The sequence below is a fragment of the Plantactinospora sp. KLBMP9567 genome, assembly GCF_033446045.1.
Classification (GTDB): domain Bacteria; phylum Actinomycetota; class Actinomycetes; order Mycobacteriales; family Micromonosporaceae; genus Plantactinospora.
The window spans coordinates 369,861-388,467 of record NZ_JAWQRR010000009.1; the positions used below are offsets into that span (position 1 = coordinate 369,861).

An 18,607-nucleotide genomic window follows, 5' to 3' on the forward strand; every position below is an offset into this window, starting at 1 on the left:
CCGGTCGCCGTCCCCCGGCCGGCCACCGCCCCGGGGCGGTGTTGCCGACCAGGCGTGCGCAGCCGAGCCGGAGGCGCCGGTAGCCGAAGGAGAGCGGGATGAGGCCGCCGACGAGGACCCGCACCACGGAGATGCCGCAGTCGGCCAGCTCCGGCGGGGTCAGGTCGCAGGAGTAACCGGACAGCCCATTCTCGCCGAGGACCCCGAGCACTGTGGCGGGCGTGTGGCCCGGACGTGGGCCGGGCCGGCTGCGGCCGGTGCCGGAGACGAGGGTGTCCGCGAGGAACGTCCGGAGCACGTCGTGCAGCGGCCCGTCGTCGTAGAGCGCCGCATGCTGCTCGGCCCGGCGTACCTGGTCGAGCGGCAGGTGCGGATAGCGGCCCGTCCGCGCCCCGGGACGCAGCGCGGAGCCCAGTTCGACGACGGCGTGCTCCGCCGCCGCGTCCGGATCCGGATGGGTTCCCAACCCGTACCGGAAGGCCCGGCCGCGCAACGCGATCGCCAGGAAGGTGGGGACGGCGATGTCCCGGTCGATCCGGGCCACCCGGCCGACGTAACCGGCCCGGGCCAGTTCGGCCATGGCCCGGGCCGCGGCCTCCGGCAGCTCCCCGAGGGGTACGACGGGTGCGGCCGGGCGGCGGTGCCACAGCAGCATCGCCGCGTCCCGCTCCACCACCTCGCAGAGTGCCGCCAGGCGGGCCCGGCCCGGCTCGGTGTGCGCGGCCGATCCGCTCGACGTCTCGGCGACGAGTGCGGGCCGGCGGAGCGGGGCGCGCGGATGGACGAACTCCACCGGCACCAGCCGCCGTGCTCCGGTGACCAGGTCGGCGACCGGCAGCCACTCCAGCGGCGCCCGCGCCTCGAAGGCGGCGAGCCCGAAGCCGCCACCCGGGCGTCGGCGACACAGCGGGCGCCCAGCCCGGCGAGCCAGGCCCGGGCCGAAAGGTCCTGCTCGTCGGCGCCCCAGACCGGAAGAGCGGTGAGAAGCCGCCGAGGGTGTGGTAGCTGCTGCGCAGGATCATGTAGCAGGCGCCGAGCACCATCGGCACCTCGGCGGCGCCCGGCCCCGGATGGCGCACCCGGTGGCGGGGCCGAAAACCCGGGCTCCGCCCGGCGGCGTAGTCGCGCTCGCCGCACCACTCGAAGTCGGCGCCGTAGAAACCGCCGACCGTACGCTCGTAGTCCCAGAACGACGCGCACAGCAGGGCACCGGAATCCACGTGGTCCAGCATGAGCGACAACCAGTCCCGATCGAAGGTCATATGCGCGTCCAGACAGACCAGCACGTCTCCACCGGCGAGTGCGAACCCCTGCCGTCGGGCCCGGGAGACACCGGCCGGTACGGCATTGCGAACAATTTCCACGCCCGGCCCCAGTGAACCGACCGGCTCGACACTGCCGTCGTCGACGACCACGATCTCGCGTTCCCGGCCTGGGCTGGTCGCCCGCAGCCCGTCGACGGTACGCCGGAGCACGTCGGGTCGCTCGTCCCGGGCACAGATCACGAAAGAGATTACCCGGAAATTGTCCCGCGAATTCGCCGGCCGGAAAATGGCCGGGTCGGCAGGAGATGGCCGGCCCGGCCGGAAACAGCCGGACGGGTCAGCGCAACTCGGTCAGCGCAACTCGGTCAGCGCAACTCGGTCAGCGCAACTCGGTCAGCGCAACTCGGTCAGCGCAACTGGGTCAGCGGCAGGGGTCCACGGGTCTTCACCGTGCGGATGGCGAAGGTGCTGCGGGTGTCCACGACCGCCGGGATGGCCAGGATCTGGTCGATCAGCAGCCGCTCGTACGCGGCGAGGTTGGCCACCGCCACCTCGACCAGGAAGTCGGCCGAGCCGGAGATGACGTGACAGGCGACGACCTCGGGAATGCCGGTCAGCACCGACTCGATCCGGGCGGCGGTCTCCCGGGAGTGCTGCCCGACCTTCAGTTCGATGAAGACCGTCAGGTCCAGCCCGAGCCGGGCCCGGTCGAGTTCGGCCCGGTAACCGGCGATCAGCCCGTCGTGTTCGAGGGCGCGTACCCGGCGCAGGCAGGCCGACGGCGACAGCGCGACCGCCTCGGCGAGGTCGACGTTGGCGATCCGCCCGTCGGCCTGGAGGCGGTCCAGGATCGCCCGGTCCGTGGAGTCGTACGCAGCCATTGGCACATGCTGCCGCAAACCGCTTCTTCAACGCAACTATATTGCGTTTCAGGCCGGGCCGGCGCGCACATTTGCCATCGCGTGCCGCACCCGCGCTGCCAGACTGCATCGCATGACCAGCCTGACCCGCCAGCGCGATCCCGTCGTACCCGATCTTGGTGTGCCGCGCGGCGCCGCGCTCTACGTCGGGGCCCTGCTCGGGCCGGGCCTGCTGTTGCTGCCCGGCCTGGCCGTGACCCTGGCCGGACCGGCGTCGATCCTGGCCTGGGCCGGCCTACTGGTCGCGTCCGGCCTGTTCGCGGTCGTCTTCGCCGCCCTCGGCGTGCGCAACCCGTCGGCCGGCGGAGTCCGGGCGTACGCCGAGGCGGGCCTCGGCCCCCGGGCCGGACGCGCGGTCGCCTGGTGCTTCCTGGCCGGAGTGGTCAGCGGCGCGCCGATCGTCTGCGTCACCTGCGGCAACTACGTCGCCGACCTGCTCGGTGGTGACGTCCGGCTCGCCTCCGCCACCGCGGCACTGCTGCTGCTCGGCACCCTCGCGGTGACCCTGCGCGGCGTCCGTACCTCGGCCACCGTCCAGTTCGGCCTGGTCGTGCTGCTCGTCGCGATCGTCGTCGGCGCGGTCGCCGGGGCCGCACCGGCCAGCAGGGCCGCCAACTGGACGCCGTTCGCACCGCACGGCTGGACGGCGATCGGCCCGGCGGCCTCGACCCTGATGCTGGCCTTCGTCGGTTGGGAGGCGATCGCACCGCTGACCAACCGGTTCGCCCGGCCCGGCCGGCAACTCCCGGTCGTCATCGGCATCGCCTTCGGCACCACCACCGTGATCTACCTGGCGCTCGGCACCGTCACCGTGGCCGCGCTCGGCCCGCAGGCGAACACGTCGGTGCCGCTCGCCGCGCTGCTCACCCTCGCGGTCGGTCCGGCCGGGCAGGCCATCGCCGTCGTCGGCGCGGTCGTGCTCACCGTCGGCGCGATTCTGGCGTACCTCGCCGGCGCCGGCAGCCTGGCACGCTCGCTGACCCCCGGCTCCGCGACCGCACCGACCCTCGGCTCCGCGACCGCACCGACCCTCGGCGCCCGGATCGGCCTCCCCGGCTCCGGGCCGGGAAGCGACTCGAAGCGCGCGGCGGCCGCCCGGGACGCCATGCCACCGTGGCTGCTCGCCGCCCTCGTCGGCTCGGGGGCCGTGCTGATCGGGCTGCTCGGTGCCGGCGTGGTCGACCTGGCCACCCTGGTCAACGTGCCGACCACGTTCTTCCTGGTGGTCTACCTCGGCTGTACCGCCGCCGCCTGTCGGGTGCTGACCGGGCCGCTGCGGGCGGTCGCCGCCGTCGCGTTCGTCGCGGTCGTCGTGGTGCTGGCCTTCAGCGGGTACGCCCTGATTCCCGCCGCCGCCGTGACCGCGTTGGCGATATCCGTCCGGCGAGGGCGCCCGGCCGCTCCCGACGAGCGCGTCAGCGGCTTCGTCGCCCCCGGCGATGCTGCTGTCGGCAGCCGTCGGTCTGATACTGGGGGACATGTCTGACCTGGCCCTGCCGATCCGTACCGAGCGACTGCTGCTCCGCCATTACCGAGCCGACGACGTCGACGCGCTGCACGCCTACTACAGCGACCCGGTGGTCGCCCGCTACATCCCCTGGGAGCCGTGGACGCGCGAGTTCACGGCCGAGATGGTCGGCAAGCGGATCCACCACACGAGCATCACGGGAGTCGACTCCCGCCTGGCGGTGGTGGTGGAGCACCGGGGCGAGGTCGTCGGCGACCTGATCCTGTGGCCGGCCGACGAGACGCTGTCCCGGGGCGAGCTGGGCTGGGCCTTCCACCCGTCGGCCTCCGGCCGTGGCTTCGCCACCGAGGCGGTACGCGCGTTCCTCGGTGTCGCCTTCGAGTACTGCGGGATGCACCGGGTGATCGCGCAGCTCAACGCGTTGAACGCGGCGTCGGCCCGGCTGTGCGAGCGGGTCGGCATGGTCAAGGAGGCCCAGCTGCGCCGGGACTACTGGACGAAGGGCGCCTGGGCGGACAACGTGATCTACGGACTTCTCGCGGAGGAGTGGCAGGGCCGGTAGCCGGATTCGGCGGCGATGGACCTGTCGGCTTGACCGTGCCCGGATGAGGCGGCGTGGAAATCGGGCTCAGTGCCGCGTGGGTTGCGCGGCCGGATCGACCTTGACGACCACCGTCTTCGCTGGCTTGTCGTGCAGGCATTGCCGGTAAGGCTTGTCCCACAGGCACCACAGCGGGTCCAGTAGCCCGATGTAGCAGTTCGACAGCAGGTTGAAACCCAGCATCACCAGGTACCGGTAGGTCAGTTGTCCGCGGCGGAGCGGAGTACCCGCCTCCAACGGCGTGACTGCGACCTTCAGCATGCGCTTGCCGGGGGTCTGTCCGTTCCAGCGCAGCGGAATCTCGACCTCATATGTGTACTGGAGGCCGACGACAATCGCGATGATGCCGACAATCGCCGTGATCGGCAGGATCGGCGAGTCGTCGCCGGCGGCGGCGGAGAGGAGCGCGACGCCGCCACCGATGACGAGCCCGGCCACCACCAGCAGGGTCAGCATGACGATGATCGAATCGATGATTCGGGCGCCGAGCCGCTGACCCGGACCGGCCAGCGGTCGTCCATCCGGGGCGACCGGCACCGGGTGGGCCGGTTGTGACATCTGGTACTCCGTAGACGGCTGGGGGTATTGCCGAAGCTGCTGGTATGACGGCTCGGGCTGCTGCGACGGGTATGGAGGTTGGTCGGTCACGTTGACACTATTAGCAGGGCACCCGCCACAAAAGAACTCCGGCCCCCGCCGGGTTCACCACTGCACCTTTTCAACCTCCCCTTGCGGTCCGTCGGAGCGCGAGGTCGAACGTGGTGGGTGAGCGCCGCGCGGTTCAGGTTGGAAAGGTTCACCGCACGCCGGCCGCCGACTGGTTCGTTCACCCTGTCGACGCGTGCAGTGCCGCCAACGCCCGCCTTTCCAGCAGCCGGAAACCGCAGGAGCCCGCGATCGCCACGGCCTGCTCGGCGGTGTAGCTCGCCGAGGTCGGGTCATCTGCCGAGAGCCGGGCGGTGGCGAGGCCGACCAGTGCCCGTGCCGCCACGAACGGGTAGGTGTGGTGCGCGATCGTCACGCAGTGCTCGAACCACTGGGCCGCCGTTATGGTGTTGCCGAGCGCGAGGTACGCCTCCGCCACAGTGGCCGAGGTCTGTGCGGTGGCCTTCCTGTCGTGGACCGCGACCGCCATCTCGTGCGCTCGGCTGGCCACCTCCAGTGCGGTGGCGGCGTCTCCGCGCTGTCTGTAGAGCTGGCTCAACTCGTCCAAAGTGGACAGCTCGCCGCGCTGGTTCGATCCCTTCCGGTACGCCGCGAGCACGTCGACGAGCAGTTCGGAGGCGCGTGCCTCCGCACCGAGCTGACGTAGCGCGCTCGCCAGGTTGCCCCGATTGGCCAGCGCGGACGTCTCCCGGCCGGTCACCTCATTGATCTTCAGCGCCGCGTTCAGCAGGTCGGCGGCGTCCCACAGCTCGCCCTGGCACATCCGCATCACCCCGAGCCCGTTGAGCGCGACCGCCCGCACGTGGCCGAGGTGGTCGTCCTCGGTCAACTCAAGCGCGCGGTGCAGCCACTGCTCCGCGTCGGCGAGCTTGCCCTGCTCCAGATATAGCCACCCGATGTGATGGGACAGGTACGCCGCGGCTGTCGTCCAGCCGGTGGTCACCGCGAGCTGCTCGCCGGCGAGACAGTCGGAAAGCGCCTCCTCGTCCCGACCGACCGACCACAGTGCCTGGGCACGGCTGATCAACATCGCGGTCCGCGCGACGTCGTCGCCGGCGCTGGCGGCCGCGTCCAGACCCGCCTCCACCGCGGGCAGGCAGCCGTCGATGTGCCGGCGGATCAGGAAGTACCCGCGGAGCTGGTCGGTGATCCGCCAGGACAGCGCAGGGTCGGCGGACCCGGCCGAGTGCCTGACGACGGCGACCAACGCGGGCACCTCGACGTCCAGCCAGGCGAGCGCGTCGGCCTCGGTGGCGAAGAACCTGTCCCGCTCCGCATGCGTGTCGAGCCGGACGAGCTGCGGGTACACCCACTCCATCGCGGCCGTCACCGCGTCGGCGTACCAGGTGTACAGCCGGGAACGCGCGGCTTCGCACTCGGTGTCGTCGGCGAGCAGCCGGCGGGCGTACAGACCCAGCAGGTCGTGGAACCGGTAGCGGTCCGTCGCGTACTGCATCAGCATGTTCGCCTCGAGCAGGTCCTCCAACACGCGATCGGCCTCGGCCGCCGGCATCGCCAGCAGTACACCGGTGCTGTCGGCGCCGAAGTCGTCGCCGGGGTGCAGGCTGCACAGCCGGAACGCGCGCTGGGCCGCATCGCTCAGATCGGCGTAGCTGAGCTGGAAACTGGTGAGCACGCTCGACTCACCGGTGGACAGCTCGGTGAGTCTTCGGTTGTCGTCGTACAGCCGGCGGGTCAGGTCGCCGATGGTCCACGCCCGCCGGGTGGCCAGTCGGGCGCTCGCGATGCGCAGCGCGAGCGGCAGCCGGGCGCAGGCCTCGGCGAGCGCACCGGCCGCGTCGGGATCGGCGTCGATCCGATGGGATCCCGCGGTCGCGGCGATCAGGGTGATCGACTCCGCCGGGTTGAGCGGTTCGAGGTGGACGACGCTCGCACCGGCGAGGCCGAGCATCCTGCGCCGGCTGGTCACGATCAGGTCGCTGCCGCCCGCACCCGGCAGCAGGGGCCGGACCTGGTCGGCGTCATGTGCGTTGTCCAGCAGCACCAGCATCCGCCGGTCGGCGAGCTCGCTGCGGAACAACGCGGCCGCCTCGGTCTCGTCGGTCCCGATCCGCCTGCTCGGCACGCCCAGCGCGCGGAGAAACCGGCCGAGCACCCGCATCGGTTCCGGCGCGGTCGCGGAGGTGCCGCGCAGGTCGGCGTAGAGCTGACCGTCGGGATACCTCGCCCGCAAGCGGTGCGCGGCGGCGAGCGCCAGAGCGGTCTTGCCGACTCCGGCGATGCCGTCGATCAGGACCATCCGGGACGAGGGCGATCCGGCCTCCTGGCCCGCCCTGGCGAACGCAGCCTCGATCACGGCCATTTCGTCCGCCCTGCCGACGAAGTCCGGCGGCGGGGCGGGCGCCTGCTGGACCGCGATCCGCCCCACTGTCCGGCGGGCCTGCCGCTCCCGCTGCCGGAGCACCGCGAGCTGGGCGGAGCGCAGCCGCTCGCCAGGATCGATGCCGAGCTGGTCGGCGAGTGCGGACCGGATCCGGTCGTACGCCGCGAGCGCCTCCGCCTGCCGGCCGCTCGCGGCCAGGGTCAGGATCAGCTCGACGTGCAGCGGCTCGTCCAGCTCGCGCCGATTCGCAAGCCTCAGCACCGGTCTCAACGCCCGTTCCGGCTTGCCGAGATCACGCGCCAGAGTGGCGAACGCCTGGACGGCGGTGGCGTACTCGGTGGCTACGGCGGTGTAGAGCGGGCTCGACGCCACCCGCTCCGCGTCGATCTCGCCGCGCCACAGCGCGACGGCTTCGGCGAGCCGGGTCAACGCCGCCTCCGGCGCGTCGTACGCCGCCCGCGCGGTGAGATCGCGGAACGCCAGCAGGTCCAGTTGATCGGCGGTGACTGCGAGCCGGTACCCGGTCTGACCGCCGACGAGCACGCTGTCGGTCCGCGAGTCGGAGTCAAGCAGCCGCCGCAACCTGGCGACGTGCGTGTGCAGCAGGTTCACGGGGTTCTGGGCTTCGCCGTGCTGCCACAGGAGTTCGATGAGTTCGTCCTGGGCGACCGCCGCGCCGGCGCCGAGTGCGAGCCGCCCGAGCAGCGTGCGTTGTAGGTCGGAGCCGAGGGATGCCTGGACATCGCCGTGCCAGACCTCGATCGGACCGAGCACACGGATGCGCAGTGGGCCGCCACGGACCGGACCGGCTTCGGCGCGCTGTGCGCGATGGGCCTCGGCGGCGGCGTGAAGTTGCTCGACGTCGGGCCCGCTCAACCCGAGTGCGGTGGCGATGGCCTGGACCGAGTCCCGCTTCGGGCTTCTCGTCCTGCCCTGTTCCAGATCGCGGATCGCGCCCGCGCTCATGCCCGCCCGGCCGGCGAGTTGCCGTTGCGTCACTCCGGTACGGCGGCGATGGGCTCGAAGCAGCCCGCCGAAGCTTGTCGCCGTCACTTGTACCCACACCGGGTGGTCAGATCGTTGCACTGCGATCTTCGCGGCACCGGCCCATCCTATGTGCCGCTGACCAGCGCAGGAAGACGCACGCCGATCCCGGCGTCCTGGCTGGAACAGGACGCCGGGATCGGTGTCCCGGTGCACCGCCGATCTGGCGGAGGAACTACGTCACCCGCTGGCGACGTCCGAAACGCCAAGGATGCGGTAGGCGGTGACGAAGCGGCTGCTCCACCACGAGGTGTTGGCGTGGAATCCGACCGGAACCCCGGGACTGTGAGCGTCGTAGAGGGTGTTGTCCCCGGCCCAGAAGGCGACGTGTGTGATGAAGCGGCCGTTGTCGGCGGTGTTCGTGTAGAAGAGCAGGTCACCGATCTTCAGGTCCGCAGCCGAAACCTGCTTGGCGTACTTCTTCGCGGGGGAGGTGTGTGTCCGAGCCCAGTTGTAGATCTGCTCGGCGGTGCGGACACTGTTCATGTCGAAGTCGGGGAGGTTCCCCACCTCGTTGTAGGATTTGAGCACGAGCCCCGAGCAGTCATAGTCCGGACCCGTACCACCCAAGCGGTAGTCGGCACCCTGCTTGTCGACGGCTCTCCGATAGGCAATCCTGGTCCAGTTGAAGATGTTCCTCTCCTGGAAGCAGGCGGTCCCCTGCTCGGTCGTCCCGTTCTGGACCCTCACCTTAAGGTGATTAATGTCGGCGAGGTTGCTGGGGTTCCAGTCGGACTTGAGGCCGACCTCGTGGGTGCCGTTACCCGACTTGAGGATGTAATAGGCGTTGTCGCCGGGGAAGACGAAGGGCGCCGCGGTGTGGTCGGAGTCGTGGGCCTGGATCCGCAGCACCGGTGAGAAGTTGGCCGCCGTGCCGGTGTCGTCGACACGCCACCGGATGGTCACCGCGTTCGCGCCTTTCCAGTCGACCTGGATGAAGGCGTCGGCGCCCGGGCAGGAGACGGTGAGCGTGCCGCTCGGGTTGGACAGACCGTCGGCGGACGCCGAAGGCGCGGCCACGAAGACGGCACTGGAGGCCGCGACGACGAAGGCCACGATCGACGTCGTGATTCTGGGTCTCAGATGTTTTCTCTGCACGGTGGGGATCTCCTTTTCATCGCGGGGTCGGCGAGGCTCGTGACCCCTGGCGTCCTGTCGCTTTCGACCGAAGATCGGGAAGGTGAAGTCAGGCGTCACCGCAGGTCCACGGCTGCCAGCCCCGAGCCCGGTACAGGTCATAGGCGGCATGGATGTTGTCCGCCGAACTCAGCGCCCTGTCGATCTTCACCGCCACGGTGCTTCCCGGCAGGTACTCCTGCAACGTTCCGCCGGTGTTGAACTGAAACACCCCGACATCCTTGGTCCCGTTGGTGTTGAGGCCGACGGCGATCGGGTTGAGCCCTGACTCGCACCGGGCGACCCGGACCGCCTTGTTCGCGATCGAATCCGGGAAGACGGCGCGGATCTGGCTCTCCACCGTCGAGTCGCAGGCTACGGCGAGCCGCTCGTCCGGGTTGGCGAGCTTCGAGCGGGTCGCCGGCCCGACCTCCCCGGTCATGGCCAGCCGGTTGCGTCCCTGAAACGCGAACACCCGCATCCGTGTCGCCGCACCGAACACCCCGTCGACGGCGAGCTGGTTGCCGCAGTTGAGGCCCAACTCGTTGAGCCGCCGCTGCAACCGCTCGACGCAGCTTCCCGATTCGCCGTACTCCAGATCCACATCGCACAGTGTCGCCGCGCTCGTACCGACGTCGGCGGAAGCCGGCGACATCGGCCACAGCACGATCGAACCGAGCGACACCAGTGCCGCGCCCACCACCGTCGCCACTCCCGCTCGAAGCCGGTTGGCTGTCGAACGCGGCGATCGCTCCGCAAACCCCGTCCTCATCACGTTCCCCTGTCGTTCCGGCAGCGCAAGCCCGGTTTCCGGGCGGCTTGGTGGGAACGGTAAGAATGGTCGCTGGCACGGCACTGTCCGTACTCCGCCCGTACCGCCGCGGACGCATGACCGTGTGCCATACGCCTGATGGGGTCGTCACTGTGGGTAGCTCACAGAGGACCTGGCATGCGCGCGCACTGCGGCAGATGCGGATACTCAGAGACGGCTGCGGCGTCGGCGCGCCGGTTCCCGCCGTCCGCCACACAGATGCTGTTGGCCGGCCCTGTGTGCGGGCGCGAGTGCGCCGGAAGGTGTGGACGAGCGCACACGTCGGTGGCGATGAGTCCACGCCAGTCCTGGGATCTTCATCTGTGGTCGGGTCTGCGCGATTGGGTCAGGGAGTTGCCGATGTCGCGTGTGGTGGAGGCCGTACCGAACGGCGAGGAGTTCGTGCGCCAGGCGGAGCCGCTACGGCGGGAACTGCTGGTGCACTGCTACCGGATGCTCGGTTCGATCGATGACGCCGAAGACTTGGACCAGGAGGCGTTTGCGCTGGGCTGGCGGGCGTACGGCAGGTTCGAGGGGGCGCTCGTCGCTGCGGACCTGGCTGTACCAAATCGCGACCAACGCGTGCCTGCGGGCCCTGGAGCGAGGCGGTCGCCGCGCGCTGCCGTCCGGCCCGGGCGCGCCGAGTCGGGCGCCGCACCCGTTGGAGGTCGGCGGGCCGGACGTGACCTGGCTTCAGCCGTTGCCCAGCGACCCGGCCGACGTCGTGGCAGCGCGTGCGCACGTCCATAACCGGGAAGGGTGGCGGCGATGGTCGAAGGGTCATCTACGACTGCAACTCCGTTGGGTCCTGCATCGTCCAGAACGGTGGCCGTGGGATGGGGACGACCTATAACTGCAATGTAGTCGGAGCGTGCGAAGTGGACGTCAACGACGTGCAAGGCAGAGGAAGGTTAAACATATCTTTTGGGCGACGCGGCGGTAAACGGGGGAAGCCTGAAGTGCCGGACAAGCGGCTCCTGCTTCTTCTTCCAGTACGTATGGAAGGAAAAATATCCCGAGAAGAAGTCGAGTGGAGAACTCGTCGACTGGGGACACATTAGGAGCGAAATGGCAACCAACGCTGGGATTGGCGGGGGAGCGGGTGCAGCTGTCGGTGTAGGAATTGGTGCCTTTGGTGGCCCTGTAGGGGCCGCGACCGGCGGCGGGATTTGAACGGGAGTTGGAGCCTACGCCGGCTTGACCTACACTGCCTGGTCTGAACCCTTCGAAGCGTGGGGCAGGCGCGATGACTACCGCCCCGGAGCGATTTGGATGGTCAGCGACAAGCAGGAGATCGGACGGATATAGGATCTGTTGTGAGGTTGGCGGCCCCGTTCGACGACCACAGGTTCTGGCCCGACAGGACGCATTCCTGCTCGGACCGTTCCGCCGTAGATGTCCGTCGACAGTGGAGCGGTCCCGTTTGGAGCAGTGCCGGGCCGGTGGGGTGTGTAGCCGTGGAACACACGTGAGGATGTGAAGATGTCGACGCTGGCAACAGTTACTGGGCTCGTCATGGGAGGCGGCCTCGTCGGCGCGGGCCTCTTGATCGTGTTGACCGGTCATATGCCGGATTTTCCTGGCCCGATCCGCGATGCCGGCGCGATGTTCGCGCTTCCTGGTCTGGGACTCCTGCTGATTCAGGGCATGGGACACGGGAGTGGTGTGCTGGCGCTGATCTGTGGGCTTGCGGCGTTCGCGTCCTTCGGCTGGGGCACGTGGCTCGGCTTCCGGTACCTCCCGCTGGTCTTGGCCAGGAGCCGCGATCGGAAGCGGCGAGCTGAACCGAGGTGAGAGTGCGACCTCACCGGGGAGTGTCAAGTTAACGGCCCTGTCTCACATTCGGTGGTGACGGAGGGTGGTGGGGGTCGTTGTTCCCTATGTGGAGGATGTCAACAAGCTTGTGCAGGCGGTGTTCTCGGGGGTTGTCCCCGCTGGTCATCGAGGTCGTGGTCGACGACGGTGAGCGGATCGTGGTGCGGGCCCGGACGCCGCGGGACACCGCGGTCTGCCCGATGTGCGGGGTTTTCGTCGGGACGGGTCCACGGCTATCACTGGCGGACGGTGGCGGACGTTCCGGTCGACGGGCGGCGGGTGGTGGTCCGCGTGCGGGTGCGGCGTCTGGTGTGTCCCACGCGCGGCTGCCGCCACACCTTCCGTGAACAGGTTCCTGGGGTGCTGGAGCGACACCAGCGCCGCACGGCCCGCCTGTCCAGGCAGGTCAAGGCCGTCGTCAAGGAGCTAGCGGGCCGGGCAGGGTCGCGTTTGCTGGCGATACTGGCCATGGGCCTGTCCCGTCACACGGCCCTGCGCGCCCTGCTGCGCATCCCGTTGCCCACGGGGCGGACGCCCCGTGTGATCGGCGTTGACGATTTCGCTCTGCGCCGGCGGCACCGTTACGCCACCGTGGTGATCGACGCCGAGACACATGAGCGGATCGAGGTACTGCCCGACCGCACCGCCGACACGCTGGAAGCGTGGCTGCGCGAGCATCCCGGCGTCGGGGTCGTGTGCCGCGACGGCTCGGCCACCTACGCCGAGGCCATCCGCCGCGCTTTGCCCAACGCGGTGCAGGTCGCGGACAGGCGGCATCTGTGGCACGTGCGCCGTGAGGCGCTGATTGATCGAGTGGGGGTGAGAGACCTTCACCGCTGTCCTGTCGCAGCAGGTCAGTGAAGCTGGGGGCAGCCTGATCCGGGAGGTGTCGGGGAGGGTGGCAAGCGGCCCTGACAAAGCCGGGACGTGACAGCACCGCCAGATGGTGCGGGTCCGGCGAGCGAGTGGGAGAGGTGTACGAGAGGAACCGGTGTGTGAAGCCTCCTAAGGTGACGTCAGCTCGAACCTGGTGGATGAGGGCTGGTTGCGGTGCGTGCTCGCCGCTGTTGATCGGTGGGCAACTTTCGGATCGTGGATGCCACACGGTCCGGGAGGCCATGGTGAAGTGCTGCGGGGTAGCCGTGGCGATGCCGCGGGGGTATAGCCGGGTGCCTATTCCGACGAGCGATCAGTCAGTGAACACGGGAACCTTCCCGGTCCTGCCCGCCGTCGCGACCGGTAGACCAGGGTTCAACGGTAATGAACTATCAGGCTCGATTCAGGCTCCTACTGTAGTTCCGTGTCAGGTTGCCTCGGAATCGCTATCGCCCGCGTCCGGATGGGCGGAAAAGCCGTCCAGAAGGGCTTCGAGAGCAGCCACCGGTGTTCCGACGGGCGCGGTGGCGAATTTTGCGTGCGTCAAATCGCGCCGAGGGCGAGCGATGACACGTTCGGTGAAAACATCCTCTTCGAGCCCTGTATATCCTTCAGACTGCAAGTGCCTCAAGAAGTTGAGCGTCTTAATTGCCTGTATCGCGACGTGCGCCATGAGAAAAGTTCCTGCCTGAAACCGGGCATCGATGTCGTGCCCGTGTACGCGATCTTCCGCCCTGTCGTCCGCGTGCACGAGGTCGCCGTATAGCCAGGCATAGGCCAACTCCTTGTCCGTGACCAGCTTGCCCAATGCTCCCGTAACCAATCCGGTCCTTGACTCGTAGCCGAGCGTCCTCCGGTCGCCGGGGTCCAGTGGTCGCCAGCCTTCGCGGATCTTTTGGTGATCCTGCCTGAGTGAGTGTTTGAGAAGGGGCACGTCGTACTCCGTGTGCGGCTGATGGTCGTGGATGCCTCGTTGCCCTCGGCATGCCCCGCAAGCGTCGGTACTGTTCCTGCCGTTGGCGGCGTTGGTGCTCGAGGCTGTCGATCACGTTCTCGGTGTCGCGGTGCGGCTCGCGCGACCGGAGGGCACCGACGCCTCATCCGAAAGCCCCGTATCGACCGCTGAGGCGGAATCATGGTGGAAACAGGTCGAGCGGTCCACGGACGTCCTGGCGGCGTACGCCCGCATCCTGACCAGTCGCCTGCCTGCGGTTCGCGCGGCTGTCGACAACGGGTCGGGCAGTGACGCTCGTCCGAGCTGAACCGGCCTCCGTACCAGGGGCGACTGCGGAACTTGCACTGAGTCTGCTGTCGTGGCCCACCTTGCCCCCCCGTCAGGGGCGCAGGGTGATGGAATCAGGAGCCTGATTGCCGTGCGCGTCACGGCCCAGGAGGGGCCTGCCCGCGCGGCGCAGCCGACGGCGGCAGGCCAGTAGGTGGCTGGCCAGGACTGCGCTTGAGGTGGCGCGGACGCAGATGTCGGCTCCTGCTTCGAGTACTGCGGCGATGGTGGCCGCCGGGCATGATTCGTCGAGCAGTACTACCAGTTGTGGTCGTTGAGCGAGTTTTCGGTCCATGGCGGCGACTTCGTCGATGGTCGGGCGGACCAGCAACACGAGGTCGTCGTCCTTGACGTTGGTGATGTCCTGGCCCGGTCGTGTGGACCATGTGGCCGGTAGGTGCAGGCTCAGGCCGGCGACGCGGGTGATGTCACCGAACACCCAGATGGTTCCGCCGGTGTTCGACGCGTCGTTCATCGCGTTCTCCGTTGACTTGGCGCGGCGAGCAGTCGTCCGGTCGGCCGCGTGTGTTGAGCGTTATTGGCTGGTCAGCGAGCGGCTTCTGACGCCGCCTTGCGCGCGGTTCGGTTCCGGCCGGTTCCGGTCGCGGCAGGGCGCGGCCTGGCGGCCGAGGAGTGTCGTCGGTGGCGATCCGGGGTGTTGGTGTTGTGGTTCGTGTGGTTGCGGGGGCTTGCTGCGTGTCGGCGACAGTCCTGGGAGGGAGGGGAGCGGTGTCGTCACCTCAGTTGGTTTTCGTGAGCGTCGATGCGGTTACCGAGCCCTCGGCGTCGGTGTCGCCGTTGACGCTGACCCTGTCGCCGGCCTTGAGTTCCTTCAGTTCGCCGGGGACCTGTACCGTCGTGTCGCCGTCGGTGCGGATGGTGATCACGTCGCCTGACGCTGTCTGCAGGTAGATCGTGGTGCCGTCGATGAGTTTCACGGTTCCCGTGGTGGCTGCGGCTCGTCCTCGTCCGCCTTGAGTGTCGCCGTCGGGTGCGCCACCTCCCGGGTAGGCGGTGGGTGGGGTGAAGCCGCCTTGTCCCCGGAAGCCGCCTGGTCCTGTGGTGGTGGGTTGCGCGCCGAATGCTTTCTGTGCCTCGATTCCGGCTACGAAGCCGCCGACGAGGAGTAGCGCGACAGCGAGGACGAGTGTCGTCCTGTTCCACCGGCGGCGGTTCGCCGCGGCGGCCAGTTCGGCGTCCAGTGCGGATGCGGTCACGGGGTTCTCCTGGGGTTATTCGTAGCGAAGGGCGTCGATGGGGCGGAGTCGGGCCGCTCGGTTGGCGGGCACGCTGCCGAAGAAGAGCCCGATCGCGACCGACACGCACAGGGCGAGCACGATCGAGCTGGGCACGATGACCGGTCGGACGCCGACGATGGTGAAGTTGCTGCCGATGTAGGCGGCGGCGACGCCCAAGCCTCCGCCTAGCAGGCTCAGCATCGTGGCCTCGGCCAGGAATTGGGTGAGGATGGCCCGTCGTGGTGCGCCGAGGGCTTTGCGGATGCCGATCTCGCGGGTGCGTTCGGTGACCGTGACGAGCATGATGTTGGTGATGCCGATGCCGCCGACGAGCAGGCTGATGCCGGCGACGGCGCCGAGGAGTGTGGTGAACGTGTCGGCCGTCTCGGTCTGTGTCTGCAGGAGCTGGGACGCGTTCTGGATGCGGTATGGCTGGCTGTTCGAGGCGGCGGGCGCCCTAATTCGCTGGGACAGGATCAGGGAGACCTGTGCCTGTGCGTCGGTCACCTTCTGCGTGGTGCGGGCCTCGACCACGATCGAGGTGAGCGTGCCGTAGCCGGTGAGTGCCTGCTGGACCGCGGTCAGTGGTGCGATAGCGACGTCGTTGGCGTCCATGAACCCGGAGGCGCTGCTCTTCTCGTCCAGTACGCCGATGACGGTGAACAGGGCGCCGTTGGCGGTGATCGCCTTGCCGACGGGTTCGACGCCGGGGAACAGTTCGGCGGCGACGGTCTGCCCGATCACCACGACGGGGCGGCCCTGTGTGACGTCGTCGGCGGTGAACGCCGCTCCGGCGCCGACCGGCGAGTTCGATGCGGCGAAGTAGCTTGGGGTACTGCCGACGAGCTGTTGCACGGAGTGGTCGGTGCCCTGGTAGGTCAGGGTCGCCTGAGTGCTGGCCACGGGTGACACCGACGCGACGTCGGGAGCGAGGACCGGGTCGTCGAGCGCGTCGGCGACGGTCGGGGTGAGGACGCCGCTGCCGCCGACGCCCTGCACGGTCAGGGTCTTGGTGCCCAAGGCCTCGATCCGGTCCGCGACCTGGCGTGCGGAGCCGTTGCCGACGGCGACCAGCAGGATCACGGCGGCGACGCCGATCAGGATGCCGAGCATGGTGAGGCCGGAGCGCAGCTTGTTGGCGCCGATCCCGCGTATCGCGAACCGCAGCACCTCGAGGATGCTCATGCCGGCACCCGCTGCTGTCGGACGTCAGTGACGATCTGGCCGTCGACGAGCCGGATGAGGCGGCTGGCGCGGGCGGCCACGTCGTCTTCGTGGGTGATGAGCAGGATGGTGCGGCCGGCGGCGTGCAGGTCGTCGAGGATGCCGAGGATGTCGTCGGTCGACCGGCTGTCGAGGTTGCCGGTGGGTTCGTCGGCGAGTACCAGGGCGGGCTCGGTGACCAGGGCCCGGGCCACCGCGACGCGTTGCTGCTGCCCCCCGGAGAGCTGGTTCGGCTCGTGGTCGCCGCGCTGCGCGAGCCCGACCAGGTCCAGCGCGGCTCGGGCCCGTCGACGGCGCTCGGCCGCTCTGATCCCGGCGTAGGCCAGAGGCAGTTCGACGTTGCCGACCGCGGTGGTGCGGGGGATCAGGTTGAACGACTGGAAGACGAAGCCGATGCGGTGGTTGCGGACCAGGGCGAGTTGGCGGTCGTTGAGCCGGCTCACGTCGACGCCGTCGAGCAGGTACTGGCCGGTGGTGGGGGTGTCGAGGCAGCCGAGGATGTTCATCAGGGTGGACTTGCCGGAGCCGGACGAGCCCATGATCGCCACGTATTCGCCGCGTTCGACGGTGAGTGACACGCCGCGTAGCGCGTGGACCGTGGCGGCGCCCTGGCCGTACACCTTCGTGACGGTGCGTATGTCGAGGACAGTCATCGGCCACCTCCGAGCCGTCCGCCGCCGGGGGGTCCTCCGCCGCCGGGGAAACCGCCGCCGCCGGGGCCCGCTCCGCCACCGGGGAAGCCGCCGCCCGGCGACGTTCCCTGGTTGGAGGAGTTGTTGGGCGTGTCGATCAGGATTTGCTCTCCGGCGGTCAGCCCGGACGTGATCTCGGTCGTGCTGTCGCCTTCGAGGCCGACTTCGACCGCGCGAACGGTTCGCCGGCCGTTGTCCATGACGGTGACGGTGTGCCGGTTGCCCGCGCTGGTGACGGCGGCCGAGTTGACGTAGACGACGTTGTCGGCCTGGCCGACGGTGACCGACACGTTGACGCTCTGGCCGGCGCGTACCCCGTCGGGCAGGTCGTCGAGGGTGAACGTCACCCCGTAGGTGACGACGTTGTTCGCCGTCGTCGCGTTCGGGTCGACGGCGGCGAGCTTGGCCGTGGACCGCGCCTCGGGTAGGGCGTTCCAGGTGACGGTGCCGGTCTGGCCGGTTTTGAGCTTCGTCGCGTCCGCCTCGGCGATCGACGCGGAGACCTCCAGCCGGGTCAGGTCGGCGATCTCGATGAAGCCGGCCGCCGACCCGGACCCGGTGTCGCCGCCGCTGTTGGAGGTGCCGCCCGGTGCGTTGCCGCCGCCGTTCGTGTTGTTGCTGCCGGTGCCGCCGTTTCCGGAGGCGGATCCGCCGACGGTGCCGTTGACGGCGGTCACCGTGCCGGCCATCGGCGCCTTGAGGGTGGTACCGGCGACGGCGTCCTCGGCCTCGTCGACGTCGAGTTCGGCCTGGTCAACCTGCGCCTCGGCCTCGGAGGTGTCGCCGTCGGCGTCCTGCGCCCGGTCGAGCGCGGCCTGCGCGGCGTCGAGGTTGGTCCGGGCGGCGTCGAGTTGCCGCCGCGCGGCGGTGTCGTCCACCACCGCCAGTGCCTGGCCCTTGGTCACCTTGTCGCCGACCTGCACCCGTATCGCGGTGACGGTGCCGGAGGTGGCGAACGTGGCCGTCGCCGTCGAGGCGCTGCGGACGCTGCCGGCGGCGGAGACCGTCGCGGTGACCGTGCCCTGGGCCGCGGCGACGGTGCGGCTGCCGCCGGAGCCCGGCTCGGCGGCCTCCGCGGTGCTGAACGACGTGTATGCCCAGGTGGCCGCGCCGGCCACCGCCAGGGCGAGGATGACGTTGACGATCAGGGCTGGCGACGTCCGCAGTCTTCGAAGCGACGGCCTGCCCAGCCTCGGGAGGGTGTGGCGCATGCGCGACAGCTTGCAGGAGGCGGCTCGGAGCAAG

15 protein-coding genes and 4 pseudogenes are annotated in these 18,607 nt (G+C 69.5%); 6 read left to right on the top strand and 13 right to left on the bottom strand.

The genetic code is table 11. The features are described from left to right. Positions 1 to 112: 112 nt before the first annotated feature. The 3 genes and pseudogenes from R6Y94_RS45055 to R6Y94_RS07545 form a co-directional block, all read right to left on the bottom strand. A pseudogene (locus R6Y94_RS45055) lies at positions 113 to 967 on the bottom strand (YcaO-like family protein); the annotation flags it as partial. 199 nt (positions 968 to 1,166) lie between these two features. Further along, a pseudogene (locus R6Y94_RS45060) lies at positions 1,167 to 1,505 on the bottom strand (glycosyltransferase family 2 protein); the annotation flags it as partial. Between the two features lie 167 nt (positions 1,506 to 1,672). Next, on the bottom strand, positions 1,673 to 2,146 hold the full coding sequence (locus R6Y94_RS07545; RefSeq protein ID WP_318395037.1) for an Lrp/AsnC family transcriptional regulator: 474 nt from the start codon (positions 2,144 to 2,146) through the stop codon (positions 1,673 to 1,675). 112 nt (positions 2,147 to 2,258) lie between these two features. On the opposite strand from R6Y94_RS07545, the gene R6Y94_RS07550 reads away from it, so the two are divergent. After that, the gene (locus tag R6Y94_RS07550; protein ID WP_318395038.1) at positions 2,259 to 3,671 is read left to right on the top strand and encodes an APC family permease; all 1,413 of its coding nucleotides are present in this window, start codon (positions 2,259 to 2,261) and stop codon (positions 3,669 to 3,671) included. Then, positions 3,664 to 4,215: a GNAT family protein gene (locus R6Y94_RS07555; protein WP_318395039.1), complete on the top strand. Its 552-nt coding sequence runs from the start codon at positions 3,664 to 3,666 to the stop codon at positions 4,213 to 4,215. The genes R6Y94_RS07550 and R6Y94_RS07555 overlap by 8 nt, the downstream gene beginning before the upstream one ends. Positions 4,216 to 4,281: 66 nt before the next feature. On the opposite strand, the gene R6Y94_RS07560 is transcribed toward R6Y94_RS07555, so the two are convergent. The 4 genes from R6Y94_RS07560 to R6Y94_RS07575 all read right to left on the bottom strand — a co-directional run bounded on the left by R6Y94_RS07560 (position 4,282) and on the right by R6Y94_RS07575 (position 10,136). Further along, positions 4,282 to 4,812 carry an RDD family protein gene (locus tag R6Y94_RS07560; RefSeq protein ID WP_318395040.1) on the bottom strand — a complete coding sequence of 177 codons (531 nt, stop codon included), beginning with the start codon at positions 4,810 to 4,812 and terminating at the stop codon, positions 4,282 to 4,284. Positions 4,813 to 5,080: 268 nt separating this feature from the next. Next, entirely contained in the window at positions 5,081 to 8,464 is a 3,384-nt protein-coding gene (locus R6Y94_RS07565; RefSeq protein ID WP_318395041.1) for a BTAD domain-containing putative transcriptional regulator, read from the bottom strand. Positions 8,465 to 8,488: 24 nt separating this feature from the next. Next, the gene (locus R6Y94_RS07570) at positions 8,489 to 9,505 is read right to left on the bottom strand and encodes a C40 family peptidase (protein WP_318395042.1); all 1,017 of its coding nucleotides are present in this window, start codon (positions 9,503 to 9,505) and stop codon (positions 8,489 to 8,491) included. Continuing rightward, positions 9,495 to 10,136: a peptidoglycan-binding protein gene (locus R6Y94_RS07575; protein WP_318395043.1), complete on the bottom strand. Its 642-nt coding sequence runs from the start codon at positions 10,134 to 10,136 to the stop codon at positions 9,495 to 9,497. Before R6Y94_RS07575 ends, R6Y94_RS07570 begins: the two co-directional genes overlap by 11 nt. 459 nt (positions 10,137 to 10,595) lie before the next feature. Between R6Y94_RS07575 and R6Y94_RS07580 the strand changes: the two are divergent. The 3 genes and pseudogenes from R6Y94_RS07580 to R6Y94_RS07590 form a co-directional block, all read left to right on the top strand. Beyond that, positions 10,596 to 10,980, top strand: a pseudogene (locus R6Y94_RS07580) (sigma factor); the annotation flags it as partial. Positions 10,981 to 11,717: 737 nt separating this feature from the next. After that, complete coding sequence (locus R6Y94_RS07585; protein ID WP_318395044.1) at positions 11,718 to 12,029, top strand: hypothetical protein; 312 nt, start codon at positions 11,718 to 11,720, stop codon at positions 12,027 to 12,029. An 88-nt stretch (positions 12,030 to 12,117) separates the two neighbouring features. Then, positions 12,118 to 12,866 (top strand): annotated as a pseudogene (locus tag R6Y94_RS07590) (ISL3 family transposase); the annotation flags it as partial. A 487-nt stretch (positions 12,867 to 13,353) separates the two neighbouring features. Here the strand turns inward: R6Y94_RS07590 and R6Y94_RS07595 are convergent. After that, positions 13,354 to 13,860, bottom strand: coding sequence for a hypothetical protein (locus tag R6Y94_RS07595; protein WP_318395045.1), 507 nt, complete (start codon positions 13,858 to 13,860; stop codon positions 13,354 to 13,356). 82 nt (positions 13,861 to 13,942) lie between these two features. Here R6Y94_RS07595 and R6Y94_RS07600 point away from each other — a divergent pair, with 82 nt between their 5' ends. Further along, a complete protein-coding gene (locus R6Y94_RS07600; protein WP_318395046.1) occupies positions 13,943 to 14,188 on the top strand; it encodes a hypothetical protein in 246 nt (81 codons plus the stop codon). Positions 14,189 to 14,260: 72 nt separating this feature from the next. Here the strand turns inward: R6Y94_RS07600 and R6Y94_RS07605 are convergent, their stop codons facing one another. From R6Y94_RS07605 to R6Y94_RS07625, 5 genes are all read right to left on the bottom strand, one after another. Next, a complete protein-coding gene (locus R6Y94_RS07605; RefSeq protein ID WP_318395047.1) occupies positions 14,261 to 14,683 on the bottom strand; it encodes a hypothetical protein in 423 nt (140 codons plus the stop codon). Between the two features lie 265 nt (positions 14,684 to 14,948). Beyond that, entirely contained in the window at positions 14,949 to 15,425 is a 477-nt protein-coding gene (locus R6Y94_RS07610) for a hypothetical protein (RefSeq protein ID WP_318395048.1), read from the bottom strand. Between the two features lie 15 nt (positions 15,426 to 15,440). Then, positions 15,441 to 16,631, bottom strand: coding sequence for an ABC transporter permease (locus tag R6Y94_RS07615; protein WP_318395049.1), 1,191 nt, complete (start codon positions 16,629 to 16,631; stop codon positions 15,441 to 15,443). Then, positions 16,628 to 17,323 (bottom strand): ABC transporter ATP-binding protein, encoded by a 696-nt coding sequence (locus R6Y94_RS07620; RefSeq protein WP_318395050.1) that lies wholly within the window; start codon positions 17,321 to 17,323, stop codon positions 16,628 to 16,630. Before R6Y94_RS07620 ends, R6Y94_RS07615 begins: the two co-directional genes overlap by 4 nt. Next, positions 17,320 to 18,573 (bottom strand): efflux RND transporter periplasmic adaptor subunit, encoded by a 1,254-nt coding sequence (locus R6Y94_RS07625; protein ID WP_318395051.1) that lies wholly within the window; start codon positions 18,571 to 18,573, stop codon positions 17,320 to 17,322. Before R6Y94_RS07625 ends, R6Y94_RS07620 begins: the two co-directional genes overlap by 4 nt. Positions 18,574 to 18,607 lie beyond the last annotated feature (34 nt).

What these genes read in the sequence shown, in the direction of transcription:
- R6Y94_RS07555 (WP_318395039.1), top strand. Translation starts at nt 3,664, where the DNA reads ATGTCTGACCTGGCCCTGCCGATCCGTACCGAGCGACTGCTGCTCCGC.
- R6Y94_RS07550 (WP_318395038.1), top strand. Translation starts at nt 2,259, where the DNA reads ATGACCAGCCTGACCCGCCAGCGCGATCCCGTCGTACCCGATCTTGGT.
- R6Y94_RS07560 (WP_318395040.1), bottom strand. Translation starts at nt 4,812, where the DNA reads ATGTCACAACCGGCCCACCCGGTGCCGGTCGCCCCGGATGGACGACCG.
- R6Y94_RS07605 (WP_318395047.1), bottom strand. Translation starts at nt 14,683, where the DNA reads ATGAACGACGCGTCGAACACCGGCGGAACCATCTGGGTGTTCGGTGAC.
- R6Y94_RS07620 (WP_318395050.1), bottom strand. Translation starts at nt 17,323, where the DNA reads ATGACTGTCCTCGACATACGCACCGTCACGAAGGTGTACGGCCAGGGC.
- R6Y94_RS07625 (WP_318395051.1), bottom strand. Translation starts at nt 18,573, where the DNA reads ATGCGCCACACCCTCCCGAGGCTGGGCAGGCCGTCGCTTCGAAGACTG.
- R6Y94_RS07615 (WP_318395049.1), bottom strand. Translation starts at nt 16,631, where the DNA reads ATGAGCATCCTCGAGGTGCTGCGGTTCGCGATACGCGGGATCGGCGCC.
- R6Y94_RS07545 (WP_318395037.1), bottom strand. Translation starts at nt 2,146, where the DNA reads ATGGCTGCGTACGACTCCACGGACCGGGCGATCCTGGACCGCCTCCAG.
- R6Y94_RS07585 (WP_318395044.1), top strand. Translation starts at nt 11,718, where the DNA reads ATGTCGACGCTGGCAACAGTTACTGGGCTCGTCATGGGAGGCGGCCTC.